The sequence below is a fragment of the Providencia sp. PROV109 genome (genome assembly GCF_033681625.1).
Lineage (GTDB): Bacteria > Pseudomonadota > Gammaproteobacteria > Enterobacterales > Enterobacteriaceae > Providencia > Providencia hangzhouensis.
On record NZ_CP096320.1, the window covers coordinates 2384968 to 2410621 of the forward strand.

Consider the following 25654-nt stretch of genomic DNA (forward strand, 5'->3'; position numbering starts at 1 on the left):
AAAATCACTCCGAAATATAGCTGTAGTAATTAAAAATAGGTTCAAAACCCAGTTTTTTGTAGATAGATAACCCTTCACTGGATGACTCCAATACACACTGTTTAATCCCTTGTTGATGGCAAAGGTATAGCGCATGTTTAATAAGTGAAGTCGCGAGCCCTTTACCTTGGTATTGAATATCAGTACCAATATCATCAAGTCGAGCTGTTTCATTATTAAATGTCATAGTTAAGGTTGAGACTGGTTGCTGATCTGCAAATAAGACTAAATGCACCATATTAGTTTGTTTATCAAGTGCTCTTTGGTGATAACGAATATACTCGTCAGTAACAGTTGAGTCACTTTCATCTGTATCAAAATCGACAGGGAATGCTGTAATTAACGGCTGAGCCCAATCTTCGAGTCGATCATTACTCTGTATTATCTGAAAATCAGTATTAAGCGGTGGTGGTGAATTGTATTGAGACAGAGCCCCTTGTGGCAAAATCATTGCGGTTGATTCACCATCAAAGACTAATCTCCGTGTTATTATTTCTGACTCAAATAGTGAAAGTATTTGGTCATGAACAACCAGTGCATAAGGTTTAGCTTGTTGTTTGAATAGCGCTTCGGCCTTCTCGTAATCTGAAATGAGTGCGCCTTGGTGGAGGTAAATATAATTAAATATAGGCAATGGTAGCTCAGAAAAATAAGCACTAGTTTGGTTGCTAATTTTCACCGTATTTGCACATATTGCAGACCAAAAATAGTATTCTTGTTGATAGAACAAATTTTCATTGTTATCCATTATGTGTACTCAGTTTATAGGCGTAGATAATATTTTTATGGCCTGATTGTATATAAAACGGAATGATCGCTATAGTGTTCGTATAATTGAAAGCACAAAAAGAACCATTTTATTGCAATTTATTGGATTTATAAGAAAATAGGTCTTCCTAGAAAAGAGATTGTATAAAAATAAGAGAATTATTATGAATAACGCACCAGACACGATAACTTTTTTTGAACGCTTGCTTCCATTGGTAGTTTCCGGTAAAAAAATTATCACTATTCGTGATAAAAGCGAGAGCCATTATGTTCCTGGGAGTATTGTGAAGGTATACGCGCTGGAAACAGGTGAATATTATACTGATATTAAAATATTGTCGGTAGAGCCCATTTCTTATGATGACATTTCTGAATACCATGCTAAACAAGAAGCCATGAACCTAGAGACGTTGAAAGCGCTTATCAAAGAGATTTACCCAAATGAACAATATCTATATGTGATCACTTACCGATTATTGGATAGTACAGACTAATCAACAATAATAAAGAAGGAAGTCGAGTATTTTAGCTTTACAATGGAAGATAAAAGGGCAATCTGGCCCTTTTATCTGATGATGATTATTTAATTGTTTGGCTAATATCTGAGTAAGCAAATAATGCTTGGGCTCCACCCGTATGAATAAACAGAACGGGAGTTTTTTCTTCAGAGCTTTCCAAGTAGTCAATTAACCCAGCCATGGCTTTACCGGTATAAACTGGGTCTAATAAAATACCTTCTTGCCGCGCTAATAAGTTGATTGCGGCGAGGCCTTTTTGGTTTGGCATTCCATACATGGGAGCAAAAAAGTTATCCCATAATTGTACTTCAGGTGTTTTAGCTAGACCCAACCATTGAGCCAGTTCGGATTGCAATTTTTCAACTTTAGGGGCTTGGTCTTGTTGCTTTCGTGACACTGTCACGCCAATTACTTGGCTCTGTGGTAGTAATTCCTGTAAACCAATGGCAAGCCCTGCATGGGTTCCAGCACTTCCTGAAGCAACAATAATTTTATCAAATTCAATATGTTCTGGCTTCTGTTGAGCTATCTCAATAGCGCATTGGACATAGCCTAAAGCACCTAATGTATTTGACCCACCCACAGGGACAATATAGGCATCTTTAAGAGAAAGTGTTTTAATTAGCGCTTCCATTTGGGATTGTGGGTCGGTTAATTCATCACACATCACACAACGGGTGGAAAATAAGTCAGTTAATAATTTATTACCATTATGCAGAAAGTTAGGGTTATCACTTTTAATTGGATTTTCTAATAACGCAACGCATTCAAGCCCATACATGGCAGCAACAGCTGCAGTTTGGCGGACATGGTTTGATTGAATTGCCCCCGCGGTAACAATAATTTTTGCTTTTTTGGCTAATGCATCAGCCATTAAAAATTCTAGTTTACGCAGTTTATTTCCCCCCATAGCAAGGGGAGTCATATCATCACGTTTTATATAAATCTCACGACCAAACTTATGCGATAAATTATTCAATCGATTAAGTGGAGTCGACGAGTTAAGTAAATCTATTTTTGCGTACTGTGTTAGTTGTTGTTGGATAGACATCTAAACTCCCAATAATTAATAAGAAAAACCAAGGTAAAGGTAAATAGCAAGAACAATACTGGCAGTTACTAACGCATAAGGCATTTGAGTACGAATATGCTCAATATGTTCGCAGTCTGTCGCCATTGAAGCAACAATAGCATCCGCAGAAATTGGGGAGGTCATATCGCCAAATATTGAGCCAGAAATTGCTGCACCAATCATATATTCAACAGGCATTCCTACAGATAAACCTAATTGAACCCCGATAGGTATCATTATCGCGAAAGTTCCCCAAGAGGTGCCTGTTGCTAAAGACATAATGGCGCTAATTATAAAGATAAATCCAATAGAAAAACCTGGGGCCATAACTCCTTGAGTGACTTCAGCAATATAGGCTCCCGTGTTTAACTCAGCAGAGACATTTCCCATCAAGAATGCTAAGATCATAATTGAGCTGATTTTTAGCATATTGGCGTAGCCGATAAATAATTCTTTAAAGAATTCATCAATATTTAGTAACCGTCGACCGATAAACCAACAGAAAGATACCACAGTACCAAACATGACTCCCCAATATACGGATGTCGAACCACTTCCTTTGCTAAAGTCACCGTCACCAGTGATATATAGTGCGATAGGGACCATTAACACCGTAGATAAAATAGGAATAAAGAAGTTTAATGAAGAATGAGCGTTAGGGTGATCAATAATCTCTTCTTCATTATCTTGGCTTTGTAACTGGGAAATATTCCCCTCAATAAAATTTTGTTGATATTTATCTTCAGCTTTTTTCATGGGACCCCATGAAATATTGGTAAATACATAGAATAGGATAGTTATAATAGATAACCATGCCATTAAATTGTAACCAATCGAAGTAATTAAAATATCAAAGGGCTCGCCTTGAATCAGACCTTGGGAAATTTGTACCCCAATTAACCCCATTATTACTGCACCCCAACCATTGATGATGGCGGAGGAACAAACAGAAACACATGCTGTTTGGATAATATAGGACATTTTTTCAGGAGCAACACCATATTGTCGTGCTAGATTTTTAGTTGAGGCGCCAGCGACTAATTGGTTAATTGAGCTTTCAATAAAAATAAGAGAAGTAATGATAATGGCAAGAAACTGGGTAGATTTACGGTTTTTAATCAGTTTTGTCTTATTGGTTAGTAGCTGAACTAATGCTCGAACTCCGCCTGTCACAACAACAAGCCTCATTATCCCTCCGATCATGACCATAAAGACAATTGTTCGCGTATTCCCTGCAGATGAAAATGTATCAATAATACCATCAACGGTACCTTGCACACCTAATAATAGGTTGTGATCGTTAATGACAGTAAAACCAACGAATATTCCTAGCATTAATGAAAGCATGACTTGGCGAGTTAATATCGCCAAAATTATAGTCACAATGGGAGTGATAACGGTCCAAATACCATAGTCCTGCATGTGTTTACCTGTGATCCTAGTGAAAGTATGAATTTTATAATTATTGAAAAATCATAGCATTAATAGGAACACGGTAGAATAATTTTATTCATCATTGAAATGAGTTGTGACAATAAATTAATAAGAAAAAGGCCAAACAGATAAATGCTGGCCACATGTATAGATAGAATCAAATATTACTGTCGAGCTTGCCACTCTTTAGCGGTTATTTTACTAATATCTTCTGTCTTAGTTTCACCAATTAATTCAATAAATTGTGGTTCAAGAGTTGCATAGTATTTGAAGCCGCATTTTTCTTGGGCAATTTTAGATTGCTCGTTACCTTGAAAGTAACCACACCATAAATTATCTAATTTCAAATTAGTGAATGCATGGTACATGATGGCGTTAATTGACTCTGGTATAAGGCCTTTACCCCAGAACGGTACACCAATCCAATAACTGACTTCTGCATCATTTTCCCCAATGGGAAAATTACTTTCATGGCTAAATGATAATCCAATCAGGCCAATAGCTTGGTTTTCATTTTTTAACGTTACCGCGTAAATTTCATCTCGCATAAAAATATTGAGCTATAGTCATTTGTGGTGTATGAGGGGAAAAGAGGGTGGCGTATCCTGTTGATTGTTTCCTCCAAGAAATAATTAACAGTAGAGCGATACGCCATGACAAATATTACCCTGAATGTTCTTTCACAACCAGATGAAACTGGCACTGATGTGCTAACTGCTTTATTGCGTAATGGTGCTCGTCAGCTCATTGCGCAAGCAGTTGAAGTAGAGCTGCAGCAACTGCTGCAAGCTCATGAAGAACTGCGTTTACCCGATGGCCGCAAAGCTGTGGTGCGTAACGGCTATTTGCCTGAGCGCAGCATCCAAACGGGCATTGGCGATGTTGATATCAAGGTGCCAAAAGTGCGTGATCGTAGCGGCTCTGGTATTCGTTTTACCAGCGCACTGCTACCGCCATACCTCAAGCGTGCCCGCAGCGTTGAAGAGTTATTACCGTGGCTGTATCTCAAAGGTATTTCCACTGGAGACTACCAAGAAGCCCTTGCAGCCTTGCTGGGTGAGAATGCCAAAGGTCTGTCAGCTAACACCATTTCCAGGCTCAAGGAACGCTGGATTGATGAGCACCGAGAGTGGCGACAGCGCGATTTGAGTGACAAGCGCTACGCGTACCTTTGGGTTGACGGTATTTACAGCAACGTCCGCCTCGATGACCGTTTGTGCTTGCTGGTGGTGATGGGCGTGACAGAGCATGGCCGCAAGGAACTGATTGCTGTTGAAGAAGGCTATCGCGAGTCCGAAGCCAGCTGGCTTGAGCTGCTGAATGGCCTGGTTGCGCGTGGGCTTACGACCTGCCCAAAGCTGGCAACAGCTGACGGCGCTCTGGGCTTCTGGAAGGCTCTGAGCAAAGTATACCCGCAGACCAAACAGCAACGTTGCTGGGTGCATAAGACGGCCAATGTGCTCAACAAACTGCCCAAGGCAGTGCAACCCAAAGTAAAAGAAGCACTGCATGATATCTGGATGGCAGAGACGCGTGAGAAGGCTCATAAAGCCTTTGATATAGCGCTGGAAAGGTTTACTGCTAAGTACCCACGCGCAATGGAATGCTTAGCTAAAGACCGTGAGAGCATGTTGGCTTTCTACGATTTTCCAGCAGAACATTGGGTGAGTATACGCACCACCAACCCAATTGAATCTGCCTTCGCTACAGTACGTTTAAGAACCAGCAAAACCCGCAACTGCGGTTCAAGAAACACAACCCTAGCAATGGTTTATAAATTGCTGCAATCAGCGCAGAAGCGCTGGAACCGCCTGAAAGGATTTCAACTGCTAACCCTCGTGGTCAATAACGTTAAATTCCAAGACGGCGAACAAGTAATGGAGCAGTCAGACAGGAAAACCGCCTGATGCTCGTACACCAGATTTGACCATAACTCAAAAATATTCTTGATGATAGAAAGACTCTCTTCTTCATTTTTGTGAGCAGGCCAACCTGCGATAGGGCCAATTCTTTCATCTTTTGCATAGAAATATAAATCAGCGGCATCTGTTTCTTGCCAAGGACGCAATACTAACCTATTTGTTGCAAGTACCATTTTCTAATCTCCCCCGTTATGGTATCCCTTAATTTGAAGGCTATTTTAGGTATTTATGAAAATAAAATAAGGGCATAACTTGTACATTATTGGTACTTATGACAACTTTTTTGTTATGATATGCGTTATATGAAGTAAATCAAAACACAACAATCATGCAGCATTTAAAAAATTATCAAATTGATTTACCTGAAGCCATTCGGATTGGTGAAAGTAATATGGAAGAGATGCAATTTAAACCGATTAAAACATCTTATGTGGCGGTTTGTGTATGCAAGCAAGGATATGGAGTCTTCAATATTAATTTCAAACGGCATCTGATACGCAAAAACGATATTATCATTTTATACGATGATTCTTTTGCAATGCTGCAAGCCAAATCACGTAAATTTCGTTTGGAATATTGGTTGATTGATAAAAAGCTAGCAACAGAAATTGCCTATGTATTACCAAATCAATTATTTGCTTTTTTTAATGATTTTCCTGTTATTTCAATTCCATTAGAAAAAGTTGCACTGTTTGAAAGCTGGAGATACATTCTTTTAGCTATAGTGTCTAATTGGGGTAAATATGGGGTATTACAATTAAAAAACCATTTACAAAATTTATTTTTAGAAATCAGTAATCATGCACAACACATTTCTATAAAACCAGAAAATAAAAGCCGCCAAGAGCAGCTGTGTTGGCGTTTTTGGGACTTAATTACAACTCACTGTAAGCAGCATAAAGAAGTGAAATTTTATGCTGAACAATTGTCTATTACACCATTCTACTTGTCCAAAATTAGTCAAAATTTTTTTAATGACCCACCAAAAGTATTAATAGATAGGCAAGTTATTTTAGAAATAAAAGCATTATTAGAAATTGGTAATTTATCCATTAAGCAAATTGCTGATGAATTAAATTTTGAAGATACATCTTATTTATGCCGTTACTTTAAACGGCATACAGGAATGACGTTAACAGGATTTAAAAAACGCATTGCACAAAAAGAGCTGAAAAACAAATAATACTAATGCGGTTCAATTTTTGTTGAGTGCTTTTTATAAACGCAATAACACATTGGAATTCATGTAATTATGGCCTTGTGCTGGACGGATAAAGCTAGAATTAAAAAGCAATGTTCGGAGTTTTTTAGGACTGAAGTTTGTCATAATTAATGTAATTAACCAGCGAAGGGCGACATGATGATAACTAAAAATTTGTGGAAAACGCCAGAACAGAGGTGGCAAGCGGTGGTTGAAAGGAATAAATCCGCAGATGGTCATTTTGTTTACGGTGTAAGAACCTCTGCTATTTATTGCCATCCATCTGCGGCGGGGCGTTTACCAAATAGAGATAATGTTGAGTTTTTCGATAATGAACAGCAAGCTATTGAACAAGGCTACTGTGCTGGAAAACGCTTTCGGACAGAAACGTCACAATTAACCCAATTTTATCAAGAACAAATTGAAAAGGCTTGTCGTTATATTGAGCAGCAGGAACAAACGGTGAGCTTGGCAGAGTTAGCTGATTATATTGGTATGAGTCGCTATCATTTACACCGTTTATTTAAAGCACAGACAGGGTTAACACCAAAGGCATATGCGGATGCATTTCGCCATAAAACATTGCAGCAACAGCTTCAAGAAAAAAAACGAATTACGGATGCTATTTATGATGCAGGTTATCAATCAAATAGTCGCTTTTATGAAGCCTCATCTCAACGACTAGGCATGACGCCGAGTGAATGGAAATCAGGAGGAAGAGGCAGTAAAATTTATTTTGCTCTTGCGGTTTGCTCGTTGGGAACATTATTAGTTGCACAAAGTCCGATAGGGGTTTGCGCCATTTTGTTAGGGGATGACCCTGAGCAGTTATTGAATAATTTACAGGATAAATTCCCGAACGCAGAGCTCATTGGAGGAAATGACGACTTTGAACAACTAGTCGCTCAAGTGGTGGGTTTTATTGAGGCGCCTGAAATTGGTTTAAATTTACCATTAGACATTCAAGGTACTGCATTTCAACAACGCGTCTGGCAAGCTTTACGTAATATCCCAGTTGGGGAAACAAAGAGTTACAGTGATATTGCAGAAAAAATTGGCCAGCCTAGTGCAGTCAGAGCGGTAGCTAATGCCTGTGGTGCAAATATGTTAGCGGTAGCAATACCGTGCCACCGTGTTGTTAGGAGTAATGGTGATCTTTCTGGTTACCGTTGGGGTATTGACCGAAAACAAGCGTTATTGCTAAAAGAGGCGAAGTATAAGGCAGATAATAATTAAATTGCACTAAAAATGAAGAGTAACCCTAATATGACTATTTCAAAATCACACATTTGAAATAATATAACCCCCTTATTCTGTATATATGGCTCATGAATAAGGGGAATACGAGTCATTGAATGGCAGTTTTCGGTTGACTATTTTTAGGATAGAACAAGTAAATGACATAGAGAAGTGTAAAACTCGCAGTGTAGCCGGTAAAGATCATCCAGAAAGTTTTCCAATTCACCACACCATTGACCGTATTCAGTTCGATAACCCATCCACATAATACCGCGCCTAAAAATGTACCAAAACCGTTCACTAATGTGGTGAATACACCTTGTGCTGTTGAACGAAATTCGGGGGCAATTTCTTTTTCTAAGAATAGTGCTCCCGCGATATTAAAGAAATCAAATGCACAGCCGTATACAACCATGGATAAAAATAAAGCGATAGTACCAATCACAGTGAAATCACCGTAAGCAAATAAACCTAATCGTAAAATCCACGCGATCATACTCATAAATAGGATAGCTTCAATTTTGAATTTTTTGAGTAATAGCGGTAAAAGCAAAATAAATATAATTTCTGAAAATTGCGATATTGATAAAAAGATTGTGGGATATTCAGAAAAAACCGAGCCTCTAGCTTCAGGCATTAATGCCATATCTTGTAAAAAGGGAACGCCAAAGGTATTGGTAATTTGTAAAACAGAGCCTAATAACATGGCAAAGAATAGAAATACTGCAACTCGTCCTTTTTTAAAGAGAAAAATAATATTTTGACAACTAAAACTGGGTTTTTCTTCTTTTCTCTCAATTTTACAGCTCTGTGTTGAAATAAAGAAAATAGAAAAAATACTGAGTACAATCGATGCAATAGCACCAATATATAATTGATAAAAACTCATTTCCAATTTTAATAAGCTAATTGTCCACATAGCGACAATAAAGCCTAAGGTACCGTAAACGCGTATTTTAGGAAAATAAACATCAGAATCGAGCTTTTCAGCGCTCAACATTTCAAAAACAATACTATTACAAATAGAAATAGTTGGAATATAAAACATTAGATGAACTAATGTCACAATAAATAGTAGGGTTATTGAATCACTATGAGCCATTACGATTAGAAATACAGCAGAAATGATATGTGATGTAGTGTATACAAGTTTTCTGTTATCAATTTTATCTGCAATAAATCCGATGATAATCGGTGAGCATAAGGCTGAGATACCTAATGTACTAAAAATTAAGCCGATTTCACCGCCTTTGAAATGTAATGTATTGAATAGGTAAGATGCAAAAGTAACTAGCCATGATCCCCAGATAAAAAATTGTAGAAATGAAACGAATTTAAGCCGAGTGATAATATTCATGTTTATATACCTTCCGTTAGCCTAAACATGCTTTAATGTGATTATTAAATAAACTATTCTATTGATTTAATAACCAAATATGGAAGCAACTATCATGTTATTGTTTGTACATTATAAAATAGATAATGAGAGTTTTTTTTGACATAGAAGTGGCTAATAGTCGATTAATCGCAGGAATTAGTGTATTTGAATGGGTAATATTACGTATTAAATGCATAGGAACAAGGAAATCAGATAGTAATTATTTTTGCTAAATTTAAGAAGATGGAATATTTGTTAATATATATTTAACTTTGCAGGAATCTCTTGAATTTAATTAAAGTTTAAGATTTAATAGACCTCTATTCGCTCTTATCTTTCAGTTTGTTACCTTAATTAATCATCTCAATACTTCCAGTATTTAAACGTTACTTACAACTAGCTACTCACTGCCAAAAAACTCCCCTAATTTTTTTTAAATAAAACCATATCGATACCAATCATAAGCACTGATTGGATAATGCAATATATATCAAAACGAGAAAACTATGACTTCTACTCATTACTTACTGCTTTTGTCGGCAGTAGCGGTATACCTTGTTGGTACCGCAGAATTTATGTTGTCGGCTATTTTATCGCCGTTAGCAACGGTATTTCATGTTCAAGCTGACCAAATTACGTGGTTGGTATCGGCTTATGCGTTGGCCTATACCTTGGCAGCTCCTATTATTGGTTTTTTATCAGATAGAATTGATAGACGAAAAATTGTGCTTATGGCTCTTTTGCTATTATCACTCGATAGTTTAGTCATTATTTTTTCACCTAATCTATTGACTGCACTTGTTTTAAGGGGCTTCGGAGGATTGGCTTCTGCTGCACTTGTTCCCGTTATCTTCGCACTTATTGCTGATGTAATTAGTGAAAGTAAACAAGCTACAGCAATGGGGAGTATTATGGTGGGAATGACTGTCGGTATTATTACGGGGCCAATTATTGCAGGGATATTAGTCCAGTATTTTGCTTGGTACGCCCCTTTTATTTATACCGCGATAGGGTGCTTAGTCGTATTCATTATAGGGCTATTTACACTGCCGCACTCTCAAAAAACTGTCGGAAAAAAATTATCTTTTAAAGCGATTAAACATGTAGGTATTACCAGACTCATATTAGCGAAAGGTTTATGGAATGGGGTATCAGTTTGTATATTCTTGCTTGCAGGTGAAATATTAAGGCAACGATCCCACTTAGAAAGTGCGGAGGTTGGTAGCTTAATGGGATTATTTGGGATGGGATTATTATTTGGCAATGGCTTAGTTGCAAAAATTGAAAAAATTAAAGTATCAAATAATACAAAACTCGTGGTTATTATTTTAATAATCATAATAACGATTATCTTATTTCTTAGTGGATGGCTTTCGCTAATTGGTCATGGATTATGCTTAACTGTTATTGGTGGGATGTTAGGATTGGCCTCTCCGATAAGCACCGCAATGTTAGCAAGGCAAAGTGCAGAGAATAAAGGTTTTGTCTTGTCTATATCCGAGAGTGTTAACAACTTGATTTTATTATCTGCATTACCAATATTTTCTTTACTCATTTCGAAAAATTATCTTAAGGTTTCTATAATCATGACTATTGTATTATTGAGTTCAGCTATTTGTTTAGTTTTACCGATAAGACAGAGAATAAAAAGGCAGTAGATTGGTCATTTTTCTCCACCGAAAATGTTTTTCAGTGGAGAAAAAATGCTATTGGGTAACTAATAATTGTTTTTTTCTTAGACGCATTCCATTTAGCATGGATAGCCAGGCTAAAAATGTAATAAACATAAGAATAATGAAAATAAAATAGGGGGGAAGTTCAGTTAATACAACTCCTGTTAACATCGGATTAAATGCACCGCCAAGTAGCCCTAAAGATTGAGCCGAAAAATAACTGGCCTTCATTCCGTCTGGAGCAATACTATCAATTAACATGTATTCGCCAGGGGCGTAGATTAACTCACCTAAAGTGAAAATAAAGGCGCCAAGAGCCCATAGGTATAAGTTTTCATGGGCATACATAAAGGTTGCCAACCCTAAAATAAAAAATAGACTACCTAATGTCATCAATTTTCTTAAGTTATCTGGAGTGATACGTTTACCGACTGTATATTGTAACGTCACTACGACAATAGCATTTACGGGCAAAATAACACCGATAACCACTTGGGCAAAATCACTGTTAGCAACGGTGATGGCATATTGGGATATCCAAGTGGTAAAAGTTCCAAAAACTAATGAACCTAAGAAAGTTGATAAAATAAACCATGCCAGCACTTGGTCTCGTAGCATAGAGACAGGGTTCCATTTGCGGGTCTGGCCTTCTTCTAATGGTATCGGTTTTATGCTCTGTACAAACCGTTGTATAAAAAAGATTGGAAAAGCGGCTGAAATTGCAGCTAAATAGAATGGTAAGTTAATACTATACATTAATAACCAGGTGCCAATGGGAGGACCAACAGTCCAGCCTATATTAATGAAGGTATAATTTAAGGAAAATATTTTTGCTTTTAATGCAACCGTAAGGGTATCTGCAAAATAGGCTTTTAGTACCGTTGAGAATACGGAATAAGAGCAATTTATTAACGAAAAGAAAATAATGACTAAAATAGCATTATTCACGATAGGTATCGCAATAAACCCACAAATAAAGGCGATAACTGCGAATAGCATACAGCGTTTTTTATCAACGCGGTCTGCTAACATACCAAAGCCCATACTAAATAAAACACCAACCACCATAGCCATTGACATTGCAACACCGACAATATCAATAGCCATTTCATATTCACGGGTTAGGTAAATAGCCATGAAGGGCAATGTTGCACCACGCCCAATCGTTAAGAGCAGAGACGATGCAAGTAATGCACTGTTTGATATATTAAATTTAGATAACATGGCTCACAACCTAACTTATTAATTGTTGTTATATATTTGTTTCGGACTATCTGTAAGCTATAAAATACCTAAATTTACAGTGGTGAGATATGGTGATTAATGCTCAAAATTGAAAACAATATTTTGCTGATGCTAATGTGCCATTCTCAATTAAAAATCTGGCAATATGAAATACAATCTAGCCAATTAAACGTTATATGCTGTTATAATAACCGATAAATTTAAATGAGTTATAAGGAAAAGGACTTTGGGTGATAAAAAAGAAAAAGGTGCAAGTATGCACCTTTTCGAGAGAGGTGGAGATTATAAAGCGGCCGTATAAACTCGACGACTAATATCTAAGCTAATATCTTGGTGCTCACCTAATTTCACCATATTATGTGCAGCTAAACTATTAACTAATGGTTCAATAACCTCTTGGGTCAATTGGTAGTCACTAAAACGAGTGCCCACTTGCATTTTTTCAAAAAACTCTCGAGTTAACTCAATGGCTTTTAATGCTTTCTCTTGGTCAGAACCTGACGTAATTCCCCAAACTCGTTCTGCATATTGCACTAATTTGGCCTGTTTTTGGGCTAATTTTTCCGTCAGCATGGATGGTAGAACAATAGCGAGTGTTTGTGCATGATCCAAACCATACAGCACAGTGATTTCATGGCCTAACATGTGAGTAGACCAGTCTTGTGGTACCCCAACACCAATTAAACCATTTAAAGCCAAGGTGGCTGTCCACATTAAATTGGCTCGAATATCATAATCTTTTGGAGTCTCAAGCGCTTTAGGTCCAATCTCTATTAATGTTTTCAATAAGCCTTCTGCGAATGCGTCTTGTACGTAAGCATTCACTGGGTAAGTCAAATATTGTTCAATAACATGAACGAAAGCGTCAACAACACCATTACTTATTTGGCGAGTCGGTAAAGTATAGGTTTTTACTGGGTCAAGAATAGAGAATTGAGGAAATACATGGTCGCTCATAAAAGCAAGTTTAGAATGCAGTTCTTCACGAGTAATTACAGAACCCTTGTTCATTTCGGAACCAGTAGCAGGTAATGTTAACACTGTACCGAAGGGCAGCGCAGTTTTTATAGTAGTGCCTCTATTTGTGACCACTTCCCATTTATCGCCTGGGTAATTTACCGCGGCTGCGATAAATTTAACACCATCAATGACGGATCCACCACCAACCGCCAGCAAGAAATCGAAACCTTCTTTTTCAATTTTATCGACAGCTTTTATCAATGTTTCATAACGAGGATTGGCCTCAATTCCACCAAAATGATCGAATGCTCGAGATCCTAAAGCTTGCTCAACTTCATTTAAGGTTCCTGTTTTTCTTGCACTTTCACCGCCAAATAAAATAAGAACCTTAGCATTTTTAGGGACAACTCGGTCAAGTTCACTGATTTTACCTTCACCAAACATGATACGAGTGGGGTTATAAAATTCGAAATTGTTCATATATGGCCTTCGTAGACAGTAGAAATGAATCCAAATAATTACATGCATATAATATAATTACAAGTAAACATAATATAATCTTAAAATGATTGTGTATCATATCGATTTGATGGTTTATATTTTAATAGTGAAATTATCTTGAGCGTTGTTAATTGTAGTTAATCTTAATTGTTTTTTTATATATTTTACTGATGTGGCAATCTTGTTAAGTTGAAGGTGGGCTTTAATTTGACATGGAAAGAAAATTCAGATGATAAATGTAAATGATAAGAAAACTAATGATAAAATAATTAATAAAGATGATGATTTGATATTTTTAACGGAACACATAGATGGCAGTCCATTAGTAGGGGAGCAGTCCTCCGAACTTAAAAATATATCTAATTGGCATAATCCTATAGATGAATTTACAAGGCTTAAAATTACTCATCATTTAATGAGTAAGCCAACAAGTGACTCTACATATGATTATCACGTTTTAATTCAAATAGGAGGTGATGATATTGCGGCCAAATTAACGGGACGATTATTAGCGAAATTTCCCAATAATTCGCTTGTTATACAGTTTGATATTGCAAATGAACAGTGGAAAGTGCTACATGGTGATTTACAAACTCAAGTTAACGGGAAAATACGTTGGGCGGTGATTGGCCATGGTAAGTATAATGGACGTAACCAGCAGAGTCAGTTTGAAGGGTACCAAGCCCACCAAGTTATTGCAGGGTTGAAGTATCTTAAAAATCATGTGCTGAAGGCATATCCACCTAATAAGATTGTTTTGGCAGGCTGCCAATTAGGACTCGGCGGTGTAAATGAAAACTTTGTGTTTAGGGCAAGTGTCGAATTAGCTAAGCATGGAATATACCTTCCAGTTGTGGGTTATAATCGAATCATCAGTATTACGCAAAACAGTAATAAAATAACTTGGCCATATGGTTTAACGGGGGAAATGCAATCAACTGAAAATTGGCGGTTAGAAATTAATATTAACCAAACTAATCAACAAGCTTATATTAATGGCAAGCATGCCAGCTTATATTTTATCGATGAGCTAAGAAGTGGTGAGCTAGAAGTCTGGCAATTAATAAAGGATGAGCATTCTACTGCCATGGATATTTTTAGGGACCCAAATAATGAGTATAAAATCGACATTGATTTAATTAAAAAAGTAGCTTTTAATCATGATGCATACGCTATTTTTAAACAAAAATTAAATATGAAGGATATACAGTTTAATAGTCATTTTAGAACTGAACTAATTCGTGAGTATGAAAGTGTTGGAATATTTGAAACACCATTATGGTTAATGATTAATAAAGGCGATATGAATGCTGAACTGCAAAAAAACAATGATACTGTAAAAATTATTATTCGTTCAGGAAGAGGTGTTGCCGGTAAAAAATATGCAGAAGATCTAGTTAAAGACTCCCCTGATAGTGCATTGTTATTTCAATTAAACCCGAATACAATGGAGTTTTTCTCAGAGTATGGCGACCCAGAAAATTTACTAAAGGCATCTAAACAACAGTGGATATTAATAGATAATCTTCACTCTGAACCTGGTTTTATTCAACATTATGCTAACTCATTAAATGTATTAAAAACAAGATATAGTTTTAAAATGCCAGAAAATATTATTCTATATTTAACTGATGAAAAGGCACTGTTAACTAAAGATGAAAAGGTGATTTTTAGTGAGGAATTAACGAGTAAGCTTAAAATAAATGGAATATATACTAAAGTTTTTTTAGGGAGTAATTTTGAATTAAGACAAAAAATAAGGTCATTACTTGAAAATATTAGTATAGGTAATTTATTCGTAGACCACATTGACATTGATAGACATTCTTACTTGAAAGGGTATTTTTCATTACAAGATGGAGGTATCGATAAGAAAAAATTAAATATCGCAGCATATGATCCCATTATTAGTAAAAAAATTAATACAATTTGTGATGCTGAGAATGAAAATAATTTTTCTCAGATGTTGGATTTAATATTTATTGATGATGACACCACTGGGGTTAAGCAGCAAGCTATTGAAGCAAAGGGGGTTTTAGAGTTTTTAAGCCACCAACCTGAAAAACTAAACTACCTAAGTCAGCAGTCTATAAACCGTTTGAGTGCGTTATTTCCTAGTGGGCAAGGCTTTAATCATGCAGAAGTTTTAAAACTAGTCCAAGATCCAATAAAATTAAGAGAATATAATCAATATATTGATGATTTATTAATGCTCTATATAGATATTGAAACCCCATTTGGAAACGAAAAGTCATTAAAAAAAGAATTTAGATTAATTTTAGATTTACATGAAAAACTAAAATCTAATTATGCAGCATTATCTCAGTTATCATATAAAGAGGGGTTCGATGTTGCAGTAAATAAATTGCCAGTTGAAATGCATTCATTTGAGAATATCTACCTTTTACACTTTTTGCAGCATAGCAATTTAACTGACGAACAAAGTTTGCAACTTAATGAAAAATTTGAAGTTCTAACCAAGCTAATACGGAAAAAAGAATTAAGTAATATTACCAGTAAAGAGCAGGGAGTGCTCAATAAATTTGATGAAATATATCAATCTAATTTTGATTTATTAGGGGCTGTTTCTAATGAAATAAATGAGCAATCTCATATATTATTATTTGATAATATGGAAAATAATCAGATTATCACTTTTCAAAGTGATAAGGAAATATATACAATTACAAGCTATTCACGTAATGATAAGTATTTTTTGACTTTATCTGATACGACAGGCGTCGAGCTTGTTATTGGTCACTCAGAATTTAGTCAGGCAAAGAAACACTTATCTAATGTTTTTAATGATTATATTAACCAAGAAATAACGCAAGAGGATGGCTCAGTATCAACCAGAGGAAATATTGCGGGATTTAAGCACAAAGTAGGTGAAGCCTTGTTTGGTGAAGTGCAAATCATAAATACAGAGAGTGAAGTATACCTCAGGATGCGGCAAAGCATAATGAGTGAGCTAGATATTTTTTTTAAGTCATCAGCAATATCAGTGATTGATGATACGGAAGTTACTTTTGGCGAGCAGGTAACATCATTAAATAAACTTAGAGATATTGGGGCAACAATAAATGGTGAGCCACTAGATTTTAAACATATTCAGGTACCTAACTGGGAGGGGGATGTTAAATTTGACCCTGATAAATTAGCGTTCCAACTAACCTTTTTAACTGAGGATCTAAAAGATACTAATCTCATTAAAATGCTTAATAAGAGTTTGCAAAATGACCAAATAACACGACGCATTGATGTTAACTCAGAGATCCAACCACGGGCAGTACTACATGAACAATTGCAAATTATTCAGGGATCACAACTTGATAGTCAAGCTGGTGTAGATAAAACGGTGGGGGATTTACGGCGCATTGGTATTAAATTACCAGCCTATGCCAAAATAGCTAATTATTTTGGACAAGGAGTTGGTTCTACAGGAATATTTTTAACGATCAATTCTGTCTACCAGTTAATAGATGAATTAGATAATCCTAATCTATCAGATAAAGAAAGGCGAGAAATACAGAGAAACCTTGATTTGGTCTGCGCAAATGCCTTCTTTAATTATGGGGATATGGTCTTACAGCCAATTTTACTTAAGCTGGCTTACAAACAAGCCGGGTCATTTAATGCATCATCAAAAATTACAGCTCGTATTACAATTATATTTAATTTGATTGGAATGGGGTTAGATATATATCAAGCTTGTGAAGCATTTGAACAGCTAGATAAGGTTACAAATGATAAAGAGCGCCAAGACTTAATTGTTAATGGTTCTTTGTCAATTGCCAACATTGTTGTGGCTGGTGTAACCATGATTGGTATAATTATTGGATCATCGGTAATACCTGTTGTTGGTTTAATTGTTGCGGGTTCCTTATTAATTGGAGGGATGGTATATACAGGTATTCGTGCAGTAGAAAAAATTGAAGAGGAGCTCGGTGACTCTCTAGACTGGGATGAAAAAGCCAGAGAAGGTATTCGTGCTGCACTTGGTTTTCCCCCATCAGACAATATATTAAATCGATTTAGTTATAAACAGTATTTAACATACTTCAAAAATATAAATTGGCAACAAGATTTAGATGCGTTCAAGTTGTCATTTTTATATCAGGGTTTTGATGAACACTTACAATTGGTTGGTAAACCGATCCTTGCTGAGCACATAAAATATTATATTTATTATAGAAATAACTCAAAAATAATTAATAGCACAGAGTTTGCGGATGTGGATAAAAGTGAACCTCTTCGTCATATTGATAGCGATGAAGTAGGGCCTTACTACACCATAGAGCAAATTAATTTTATTCGGGAAAATTATCAATATGACCCTCACGATAAACGTTGGGTAAAAAGCGATCAAACACAGAGAGTTAATGAACTGAATTTTAATTATCGTTTTAGGCTTGTGCATAAAACAGCTCCTATTGCTTATAAAAATATTGGCGAGGAGGTTGCCAACGATATTATTGTACTTAATCCTGAGTATGATAGTTTATTACTAAAACAATTTTTACATAAAAAGGAACTAATTAATTCTTACAATATAAAGAAAAAGCAGTCAGTTGCTACACAACTAAGTTCATTATCAGCATCAGAGTTACGGCTATTTCAATCCAGAAATAATTATACCAATACGATTCACCCTGATATAAATAATGATATCAGGGTGAATAGGCTAGGAAATGAATTTTTAAACCAGCCTGTTGATATTGCAAGGGAATTATTAAGTGAGAAGCCTAGAGTTATTTATGAAGGTATGCAAAACATTGGCTACCGATATGAAAATGAAGCAAAGAAAAAAAACATTAGTTTTAACTCAGGGAATGGAACAGACATTATCATTGGGAAAAAAGACTCAAGAAACTTATTTAATATCAATGTAGGGAGTAAACTTCTCGTTGGAGGAGAAAAAGATGATATTACAAACTTATCATTATTATTTGAACATGACGTCGAAGAAAATAACGAAATTTACTTTGATGGGAATGGAGGTAATAATACCATAATCATTAAAGATATTCCATTCAAGAGTAAAATTGATATCAATTTGAACAATCGAACGTCAGTAGTGGCCTTCAATAGTCACAAAATTAAGAACATTCATTTGCGTAATGTTCATGATGTGATGCTAATTGGAGATAGCTCGTCGAAAGCGGAATTATTAGGTATTAAAGAATCTAACACATTAGATGCTGGAGCTACATTTGCCTTTATTCATGGTATGGAGGGAGATGACCAGTTGATATTTGAATCAGGGATAGCCAATGGTGGAGAAGGTAATGATAGCTATTTTTTACGTCGTATTGATTGGCACAATAATCAAGATGAATTAAATAATGATTTATTAGAATTATCAGCGGTGATCATTGAAAATACAGAAAGTCAAAGTCGAGTAAATTTAGGGTATACGTTAAACGAAATAAAGGGTGTTAGTATTTCTGGTAATGATCTCATATTAACTATTGAAATGAAATCGGCAGAGCCAGAAATTAAAGTTTTAACGCTGAATGTTACTTTAAAAAACACGTATAAAATAGATAATAATGGTAGGGAAATATTTCATAGATATCAATTATATACAAAGGACGGATTTGTATTAAATACTAAGCTAAACCATTTGGATTCAAGTGCTTCACACATTATAAGTGAAAATATTTTTAATATTACTTATCAGGGAGGCGCTAGCTCTACAATAAGTATCGATGAGAGTGAAAAAACAATTTCAGTTGATAATAAAATATATGGTCAACCTTTATGGGGATATTTTAAATTTCATGGTTTAGCGAGTAAGTTAGAATATAAAGGAAAGAGTAATGATGACCACCTTTTAATGGTCAGTAGAAACAGTCATATCATGGTTACTAAAGGAAGAGATGTTTATCAAGTTAACCCAGATCAGATTTTTCAAGGTAAAATAATTTTTGATTTTTCAAATATTAAACCAGAAATGGAAGATGAGTTTGATATGACCATTTTATTACCTTATGAGAATGGGCTTGATATCAAGACATTGGGAACATCAATGTTTTTATATGATAAATTCAGTAATGAAAAAATTGAAATTAGCTTCATTAATTTATCATATCCAATAAGTAAAGAAATTTATATTAAAGACGGCCATGCGAATTTGTTTAGGATAAAAATGGGACAGGATTCTCATAACATTGAACCAATTGAGTGTTTGGAATTACCAACAGTAAATGATGATTACATAAAAATTCCTAAGGGATATAATTTTCGTTATCCTATTCTAGATACAAACAATGGTGATGACCTAATTGAAGACAACAGCATGATAGGAAATATCATAAATTCAGGGGAAGGTAATGATATTATTATTTCAAATGGAGGAGTGAATGTTTTGTATGGAGGTAACGGTGATGATTATGTATATGGTGGTGAAAATAGTGATTTAATTCTATCTGACTTGGGTAATGACAAACTTGATGGACAAGAAGGGGATGACCACTATTTAATTGATGGAAGTAAAGGGGGCGGTAATACAGAAATATTAGATCAAGTTGGATTTAATAACATTCATTTATTTAATTTTAAAGCACAGTATGAGGTCATAGACGAACGGGGAGAGACTTATCATCTTTACACATCGCAATCTAATTTGCGCACAGTCAAAGTAAAAATGCCCCAAAATAATAAAAATAGCAATAATCAAGTTTATCATCATCAGCGGTTACCCTCCCATATGCCAGTCCATATTCATAATGATGGTATGGCACATTTAGTTCGCTACCTTGCTGAACAGCGCCAATATAAAAGAGAATTAGCGCCAGAACAGATTTGGCACCCTATGGATGAGTTTAAAAATTTTTCTAACGAGTTAAGCTTTTCATCAATTCTTGATACAAAGACAAAAAATATACATATTAGTGAAAATACACCATTTAGGCGCTTGTTTATTCGGACAAGGGGACCAGAACAAAAAGTTTGGGATAGAAGTGGGGTCGGGCGGGTATTTAAAGCGCAAGCGGTAACTGGAGCCATTTCAATTCCAGATGGTATTTACGGAAATAATGTTCTTTATGCATCAACAAGTGATACCAATTTATATGGTGGTGAAGGGAATGATGTCTTCATCTCTAATGGTTCAAATGGGTTGTTAACAGACGCTAGCGGAAAAAATAGTTTTATTATTAATGGCGAAATTGTAGGCTGGAATTCACTATATAGCCTTGGCGGTGAAAACACGATTTACCTCATTAATTTTAATAAGGACGTTATTCGAGAAGAGCCTGACCACCGAAGTAATGCAACTCGATATATTTATACTTCAGAGCAGGGACGTAGTGTAAAAATATTTCAGTATCCGAATACGATAGCTCCCACAGTAGTTCATGTGCGGTCTTTAGAGGGGCAAAATGAGCATTCCATCCAACAAAAATTGAATCATTTAGTGGAGACGTTAGCGGCACTACGCCTACAAGACGAAGAAAAATGTATTGGTATTCAGGATATTGAACATTTGCAGAAGAATTGGGAGCCTGCCAACCTTGTTGATAATTATATGAAAAAAGCGAGTTAGATAGGAGGCGTAAACCACAAGGCTCCAAAATACAGAGAGTTTTGTGGTTTTTAAGTAATTATTTAGCCCAAATCATCTTTATTTACAGAGTGTAGTACTAAAATAGTGTAAAAATTAATGCTAGAATTTAACTATTAAATATAACAATTTTAAATAAGTTATTTTTGTTGTAACGGGAGAGTGTAGAGCAATGAGACGTTTTATTAGTTTAGAGCTGCCTCCTGAACCCATAATTAACGGTCAGTGCGTAAGAAAACGCCTGAAAAATAGCATCTGTGATAATTGTGCCACCAGTTGTCCTGTTGGTGCTGTGTCATTTAGCCATATGGATGCAGAAATTAATAATGAATTATGTTTTCAATGTGGTAATTGTTTATTTGCTTGCCCTGTCGATGCCATTGAAAATATCAAACCCCATGAACGTAGTTATCAAGGGGAATTTTTGATAGTAAACCATGATGAGCCGATTGCTAATGCGGACGAACTGATTGTTTGGCACCGGCAATATGGTATTCGTGGTATGCAAATTGCTGAACCCTGGGTTGATAAATGGTTGCCAACGATTGCGGCATTAAATTTAAAACTCAAAACATTACAAGAACCTATTTGGCAATTACGTATTGTTCAGCCTGAACAAGTCGATAGCGGTCGTCGGATGATGCTATTTCGTCAAAAATTGGATTCAAAGCCGTTAGATAAGGGCCAGGTGAAAACAGGATTAAATGCAAGAAAACAATTTTACCCTGAAGATAGCTGGTTTAAGGTCGAATTAGACACGGAAAAATGCATTCTTTGTGGCGCTTGTGCCAAGATGTGTGATGAGCATGCGATAGAAATTGAAAATAACCAATTTTTGATAGATGAAAAACGTTGTACTGGTTGTATGAGTTGCCAAGTCGTTTGTTTTCCTAAATCTATTCATGTACAAAGCTATACAGCTAAAAATAACGTGCCGAAAATCTTCCATTATTATGATGCGCAGTGTCATACCTGCCATTTACCTTTTTCTTCTTGGGAAGAAAATACCCATACGGGGTTCTAGGGATTTTCCCCTCTAAAGTAACATAAATCGCCACAACCCTCGCAGTTAATGGCTTGTGGAGCTGGGTTACCTTTCATTTTAGACTTCATTTTCAACAATAGGCCTAGTTATTTCCTGTAAATCAGGTAGTTTGCGGTTACTAGCGAACTGATAAGTGCCGCTCAGATTAATGTTCTGCCATGCAACGGGTGATACTTGTCGAGTTATTGCTGCTTTTTCCTCGTCACCAACTTCTTCAAAGTGCAGTAATAGATGACTTAGGATCATCGAGTTAAAGTAGATAATAGCATTTGCCGTCAAACGGGCACACTCGTTCCAGACGACTATTTCTGATTCGTTTTTTCCACGGAACTGGTCACGATTGACCGATGCAATAGCTCGCCTGAGGAAATGCCAGGCTTCGCCTCGGTTCAGTGCTCGTTGAACATATTGGCGCAGACTTGCATCATCAATATAATCAAGTAAATATTGGGCTTTGATGAGCCTATTATATTCCGTTAATGCTTGTAATATAGGGTGTCTAGATGGATAACCAGATAATTTGCGTACTAGCAATGCCTGTGTTGTGCGTTTTTCTTGAAGGGATAACACAATACGCTGAATATCCTGCCAGCCTTCTTCAATCACATTCATTTTTATCGGCTTTTTCAGCGCCAGATGCGTGTTTCCGTCGTCGCTTTCAGTTACGTTAAATAGGTCATTGATCACACTGGTGAACTGAGCATACCTAGGCGCAAAACTATAACCGCATAAATCCAATAAGGCATAATTAACATGATTAACACCATGGGTGTCGGTTGAGAGGACATCTGGCTTAAGATCACTAGTATTAGATTGTAGTAAGTCGTAAATATAATGGGACTCATGCTCATTAGATCCTATGATACGGGCATTTAACGCACTATGATTGGCAACTAACGTCATGGCCGTAATACCTTTGTTGGTGCCGAAGTATTTCGAGGAGTAGCGAGTTTTAAAAGTCTCAAGGTGAGTTTCAAATTTTTGCCCATCGGTACTGGCGTGCAGGACGTCTTCTTGGATGTGATAGTGGCGGAAAATAGGGAGTGCCGCTACTGCGTTATTGATGATATCACTAGCCTCTTGCAAGGTTTCAGGCCTAATATAATTAGCTTGTATAGTGCTTAGATGCTCATAACTGCGATCAGATATTTGTGCCATCCCATATACGCCGCGATGTGTCGCATTCGCAATTAGAATAGCCAATAAATCATCCTGATTGGCGCCTACTTGTTTTTGTATTGGCAGCACGTGTGCGAAGCATTGCATAAAGTTGGTTTCTTGTTCAACATAACGCAACACATCAGCAATACTGACGGGGATCATTTGTTTAAAGAAAGGGTTGTTGACAAGTGATTGGGAGCCTTTAACTGGCAGTCGCCATCGTGTGCCACTTCGGCTCTTCATGATCACATTGCGGTTATCACCATTATCAATGTGACGAGCAACATCTTCTAGGGATGTTGTTAAGCGTATTTGTTTTACTTGCAGTAGCTTCTGAATCGGCTGCTTTAGCTTTTCCAATGTTGATGATGCCAATAGATCAGGCTGTATTGACGATGCAATTAAGTCGTCTTCTAGCGCACGATATTTAGTGACGTTTGATAAGTAAATTCGACCATTAAGCCGAGAAGCCAGTTGACGGTAAAGCAACCATTCGTATCGCTGTGGATGAACAACATCCTTGTTAATTAACCATGGACGATGTTTTTGTTGGATAAGTGTACTATCCATTGTTTGCAATGTATTACCTGCTAATAGTTCTGTTTTTGTGGTTTTGAGCTGGGTCACTAATGCTTCTGAGCCTTTACCTGCTTGGCATTCAAGACATAGAAACACGGGCCTTAATAACTGCTCAATTAACCCGTTTTGATCATCATAATATTGCCATTGATATTCTTCTACCGTGCGTTTTTGCTTTTTTAAGTACAGGCATAGCGTTTCTATATCTTGGTTATTCATTACACTTAATGCTTGTTGCCTAACCGTTGCAAATGGTTGATTATCGTCGATACTGTCATCAACAAACAGATGCAGTAATTCTGCGGCTTTGGTGACATTGTCTGCAGCTGACCTCCATGAGTCAAACACTGCCTGTTGGGCAAACGCATGCGCAGCTTCTTGTTGTTTACGGATATGATGAATAAACCCATCAGCCAATCGCTCTAGGCTTTGCCGTATGCGTTGAGTCAGAAAACACAGCAACCATAGGTGTTGCTGTGGACGCTTAAAGCGTTTTAGTTTACTGCCATAATAATCCACCATTTCACCGAAGTGTTGTTGGTTTTTAGACGATAAGGCTAAGCCCTTAACAGCATTATCAATCTGTCTTGTATAAGGCTGTAACTGATGATACACCGTCAGTTCTTTTTTTAGCTCTGTCACCATAACGCTTTTTGCACCGGCTCGAAGCTGGCTTAAGGAGAGCCCATCTTTGTCATCGATAATAGTATTTAGAAATCCGTGTAGTTCAGATGAAACATGAATACGAAGCTTATTATTTAACGCCTTCTTGACCTGTTGGATAACACGACTGATAAGCTTTTGTAAGACAGTATATTTAGGGATGGCAATTCTATGCGTTGCTAGATATTCAGCGGCTGCATCGAATAGATAACGAGGCTCAAGCCAAGCTTTGCCGACCATAACAAGATGTTCGTACAGCGGCGCAAAGTGCAGACTTTCGTCCCATTTCTGATAGTTTAATAACCTCAGTATTCTTTGATATATACGGTCACGCTGCATCTTATTAATGCTGAAAGGCCTGATCCCTTTGCCTCCTTGAACTTGCGTTGAAATAAACTGCATATCGTCAAAGATGAGGTTAAAGCTAGGTGAAAGAATCACAGGCTTAGACTTAAAATACCCTAATAACGCAATGAAATAGCATCGGTGGTTCCTTAGGCGAATACTTTTCAACTCTGTTAACTCGATCTCGTTTGGCGTAAAATACAATCGTTGTTGTTCAAGTGATAATAGCGGCGGAGAATATAGATCAAGCTGCTCAGCTTTGGTAAGAATTGATAGTTCGTTTTTTATAGCCATAGGAATTAAATTAAGTTTAAGGGGTTGTTAACCTCATAATTTGCCATACT

The 25654-nt window shown here is 36.4% G+C and carries 14 protein-coding genes and 2 pseudogenes; 7 read left to right on the forward strand and 9 right to left on the reverse strand.

The window, feature by feature from the left end:
• Window positions 1-4 precede the first annotated feature (4 nt).
• Entirely contained in the window at window positions 5-787 is a 783-nt protein-coding gene (locus M1F25_RS11040) for a GNAT family N-acetyltransferase (protein WP_112307093.1), read from the reverse strand.
• Between the two features lie 184 nt (window positions 788-971).
• Here M1F25_RS11040 and yqfB point away from each other — a divergent pair, with 184 nt between their 5' ends.
• Window positions 972-1301, forward strand: coding sequence for a N(4)-acetylcytidine aminohydrolase (yqfB, locus tag M1F25_RS11045; RefSeq protein WP_112307094.1), 330 nt, complete (start codon window positions 972-974; stop codon window positions 1299-1301).
• 85 nt (window positions 1302-1386) lie between these two features.
• Here yqfB and M1F25_RS11050 read toward each other — a convergent pair whose 3' ends face one another.
• The 3 genes and pseudogenes from M1F25_RS11050 to M1F25_RS11060 all read right to left on the reverse strand — a co-directional run.
• Window positions 1387-2376 (reverse strand): D-cysteine desulfhydrase, encoded by a 990-nt coding sequence (locus M1F25_RS11050; protein ID WP_094960582.1) that lies wholly within the window; start codon window positions 2374-2376, stop codon window positions 1387-1389.
• 15 nt (window positions 2377-2391) lie between these two features.
• The gene (locus M1F25_RS11055; RefSeq protein ID WP_004254427.1) at window positions 2392-3819 is read right to left on the reverse strand and encodes a Na+/H+ antiporter NhaC family protein; all 1428 of its coding nucleotides are present in this window, start codon (window positions 3817-3819) and stop codon (window positions 2392-2394) included.
• Between the two features lie 176 nt (window positions 3820-3995).
• Window positions 3996-4385: pseudogene (locus M1F25_RS11060) on the reverse strand (GNAT family N-acetyltransferase); the annotation flags it as partial.
• Between the two features lie 99 nt (window positions 4386-4484).
• Between M1F25_RS11060 and M1F25_RS11065 the strand changes: the two are divergent.
• Window positions 4485-5738, forward strand: a complete 1254-nt coding sequence (locus M1F25_RS11065; RefSeq protein WP_135536280.1) for an IS256 family transposase — start codon at window positions 4485-4487, stop codon at window positions 5736-5738.
• A 29-nt stretch (window positions 5739-5767) separates the two neighbouring features.
• On the opposite strand, the pseudogene M1F25_RS22470 reads toward M1F25_RS11065, so the two are convergent.
• Window positions 5768-5926: pseudogene (locus M1F25_RS22470) on the reverse strand (RimJ/RimL family protein N-acetyltransferase); the annotation flags it as partial.
• A 155-nt stretch (window positions 5927-6081) separates the two neighbouring features.
• Here M1F25_RS22470 and M1F25_RS11070 point away from each other — a divergent pair.
• Window positions 6082-6936, forward strand: a complete 855-nt coding sequence (locus M1F25_RS11070; protein ID WP_144140013.1) for a helix-turn-helix domain-containing protein — start codon at window positions 6082-6084, stop codon at window positions 6934-6936.
• A gap of 177 nt (window positions 6937-7113) precedes the next feature.
• Window positions 7114-8190 carry a bifunctional DNA-binding transcriptional regulator/O6-methylguanine-DNA methyltransferase Ada gene (gene ada, locus M1F25_RS11075; RefSeq protein WP_036957739.1) on the forward strand — a complete coding sequence of 359 codons (1077 nt, stop codon included), beginning with the start codon at window positions 7114-7116 and terminating at the stop codon, window positions 8188-8190.
• Window positions 8191-8302: 112 nt separating this feature from the next.
• On the opposite strand, the gene M1F25_RS11080 is transcribed toward ada, so the two are convergent.
• Window positions 8303-9550, reverse strand: a complete 1248-nt coding sequence (locus M1F25_RS11080; RefSeq protein WP_094960579.1) for an MFS transporter — start codon at window positions 9548-9550, stop codon at window positions 8303-8305.
• A gap of 527 nt (window positions 9551-10077) precedes the next feature.
• On the opposite strand from M1F25_RS11080, the gene M1F25_RS11085 reads away from it, so the two are divergent.
• Window positions 10078-11229: an MFS transporter gene (locus tag M1F25_RS11085; protein ID WP_181487870.1), complete on the forward strand. Its 1152-nt coding sequence runs from the start codon at window positions 10078-10080 to the stop codon at window positions 11227-11229.
• Between the two features lie 48 nt (window positions 11230-11277).
• Here M1F25_RS11085 and ydeE read toward each other — a convergent pair whose 3' ends face one another.
• Entirely contained in the window at window positions 11278-12468 is a 1191-nt protein-coding gene (gene ydeE, locus M1F25_RS11090; RefSeq protein ID WP_164455653.1) for an efflux MFS transporter YdeE, read from the reverse strand.
• A 303-nt stretch (window positions 12469-12771) separates the two neighbouring features.
• A complete protein-coding gene (locus M1F25_RS11095) occupies window positions 12772-13929 on the reverse strand; it encodes an iron-containing alcohol dehydrogenase (RefSeq protein WP_181487872.1) in 1158 nt (385 codons plus the stop codon).
• Between the two features lie 250 nt (window positions 13930-14179).
• Between M1F25_RS11095 and M1F25_RS11100 the strand changes: the two genes are divergently transcribed.
• Window positions 14180-21499, forward strand: a complete 7320-nt coding sequence (locus tag M1F25_RS11100) for a C80 family cysteine peptidase (protein ID WP_181487874.1) — start codon at window positions 14180-14182, stop codon at window positions 21497-21499.
• A gap of 190 nt (window positions 21500-21689) precedes the next feature.
• Window positions 21690-22541, forward strand: coding sequence for a DUF362 domain-containing protein (locus tag M1F25_RS11105; protein ID WP_318836599.1), 852 nt, complete (start codon window positions 21690-21692; stop codon window positions 22539-22541).
• 78 nt (window positions 22542-22619) lie between these two features.
• Here M1F25_RS11105 and M1F25_RS11110 read toward each other — a convergent pair whose 3' ends face one another.
• Window positions 22620-25604, reverse strand: a complete 2985-nt coding sequence (locus M1F25_RS11110; protein WP_008126957.1) for a Tn3-like element ISKox2 family transposase — start codon at window positions 25602-25604, stop codon at window positions 22620-22622.
• Window positions 25605-25654: the final 50 nt, after the last annotated feature.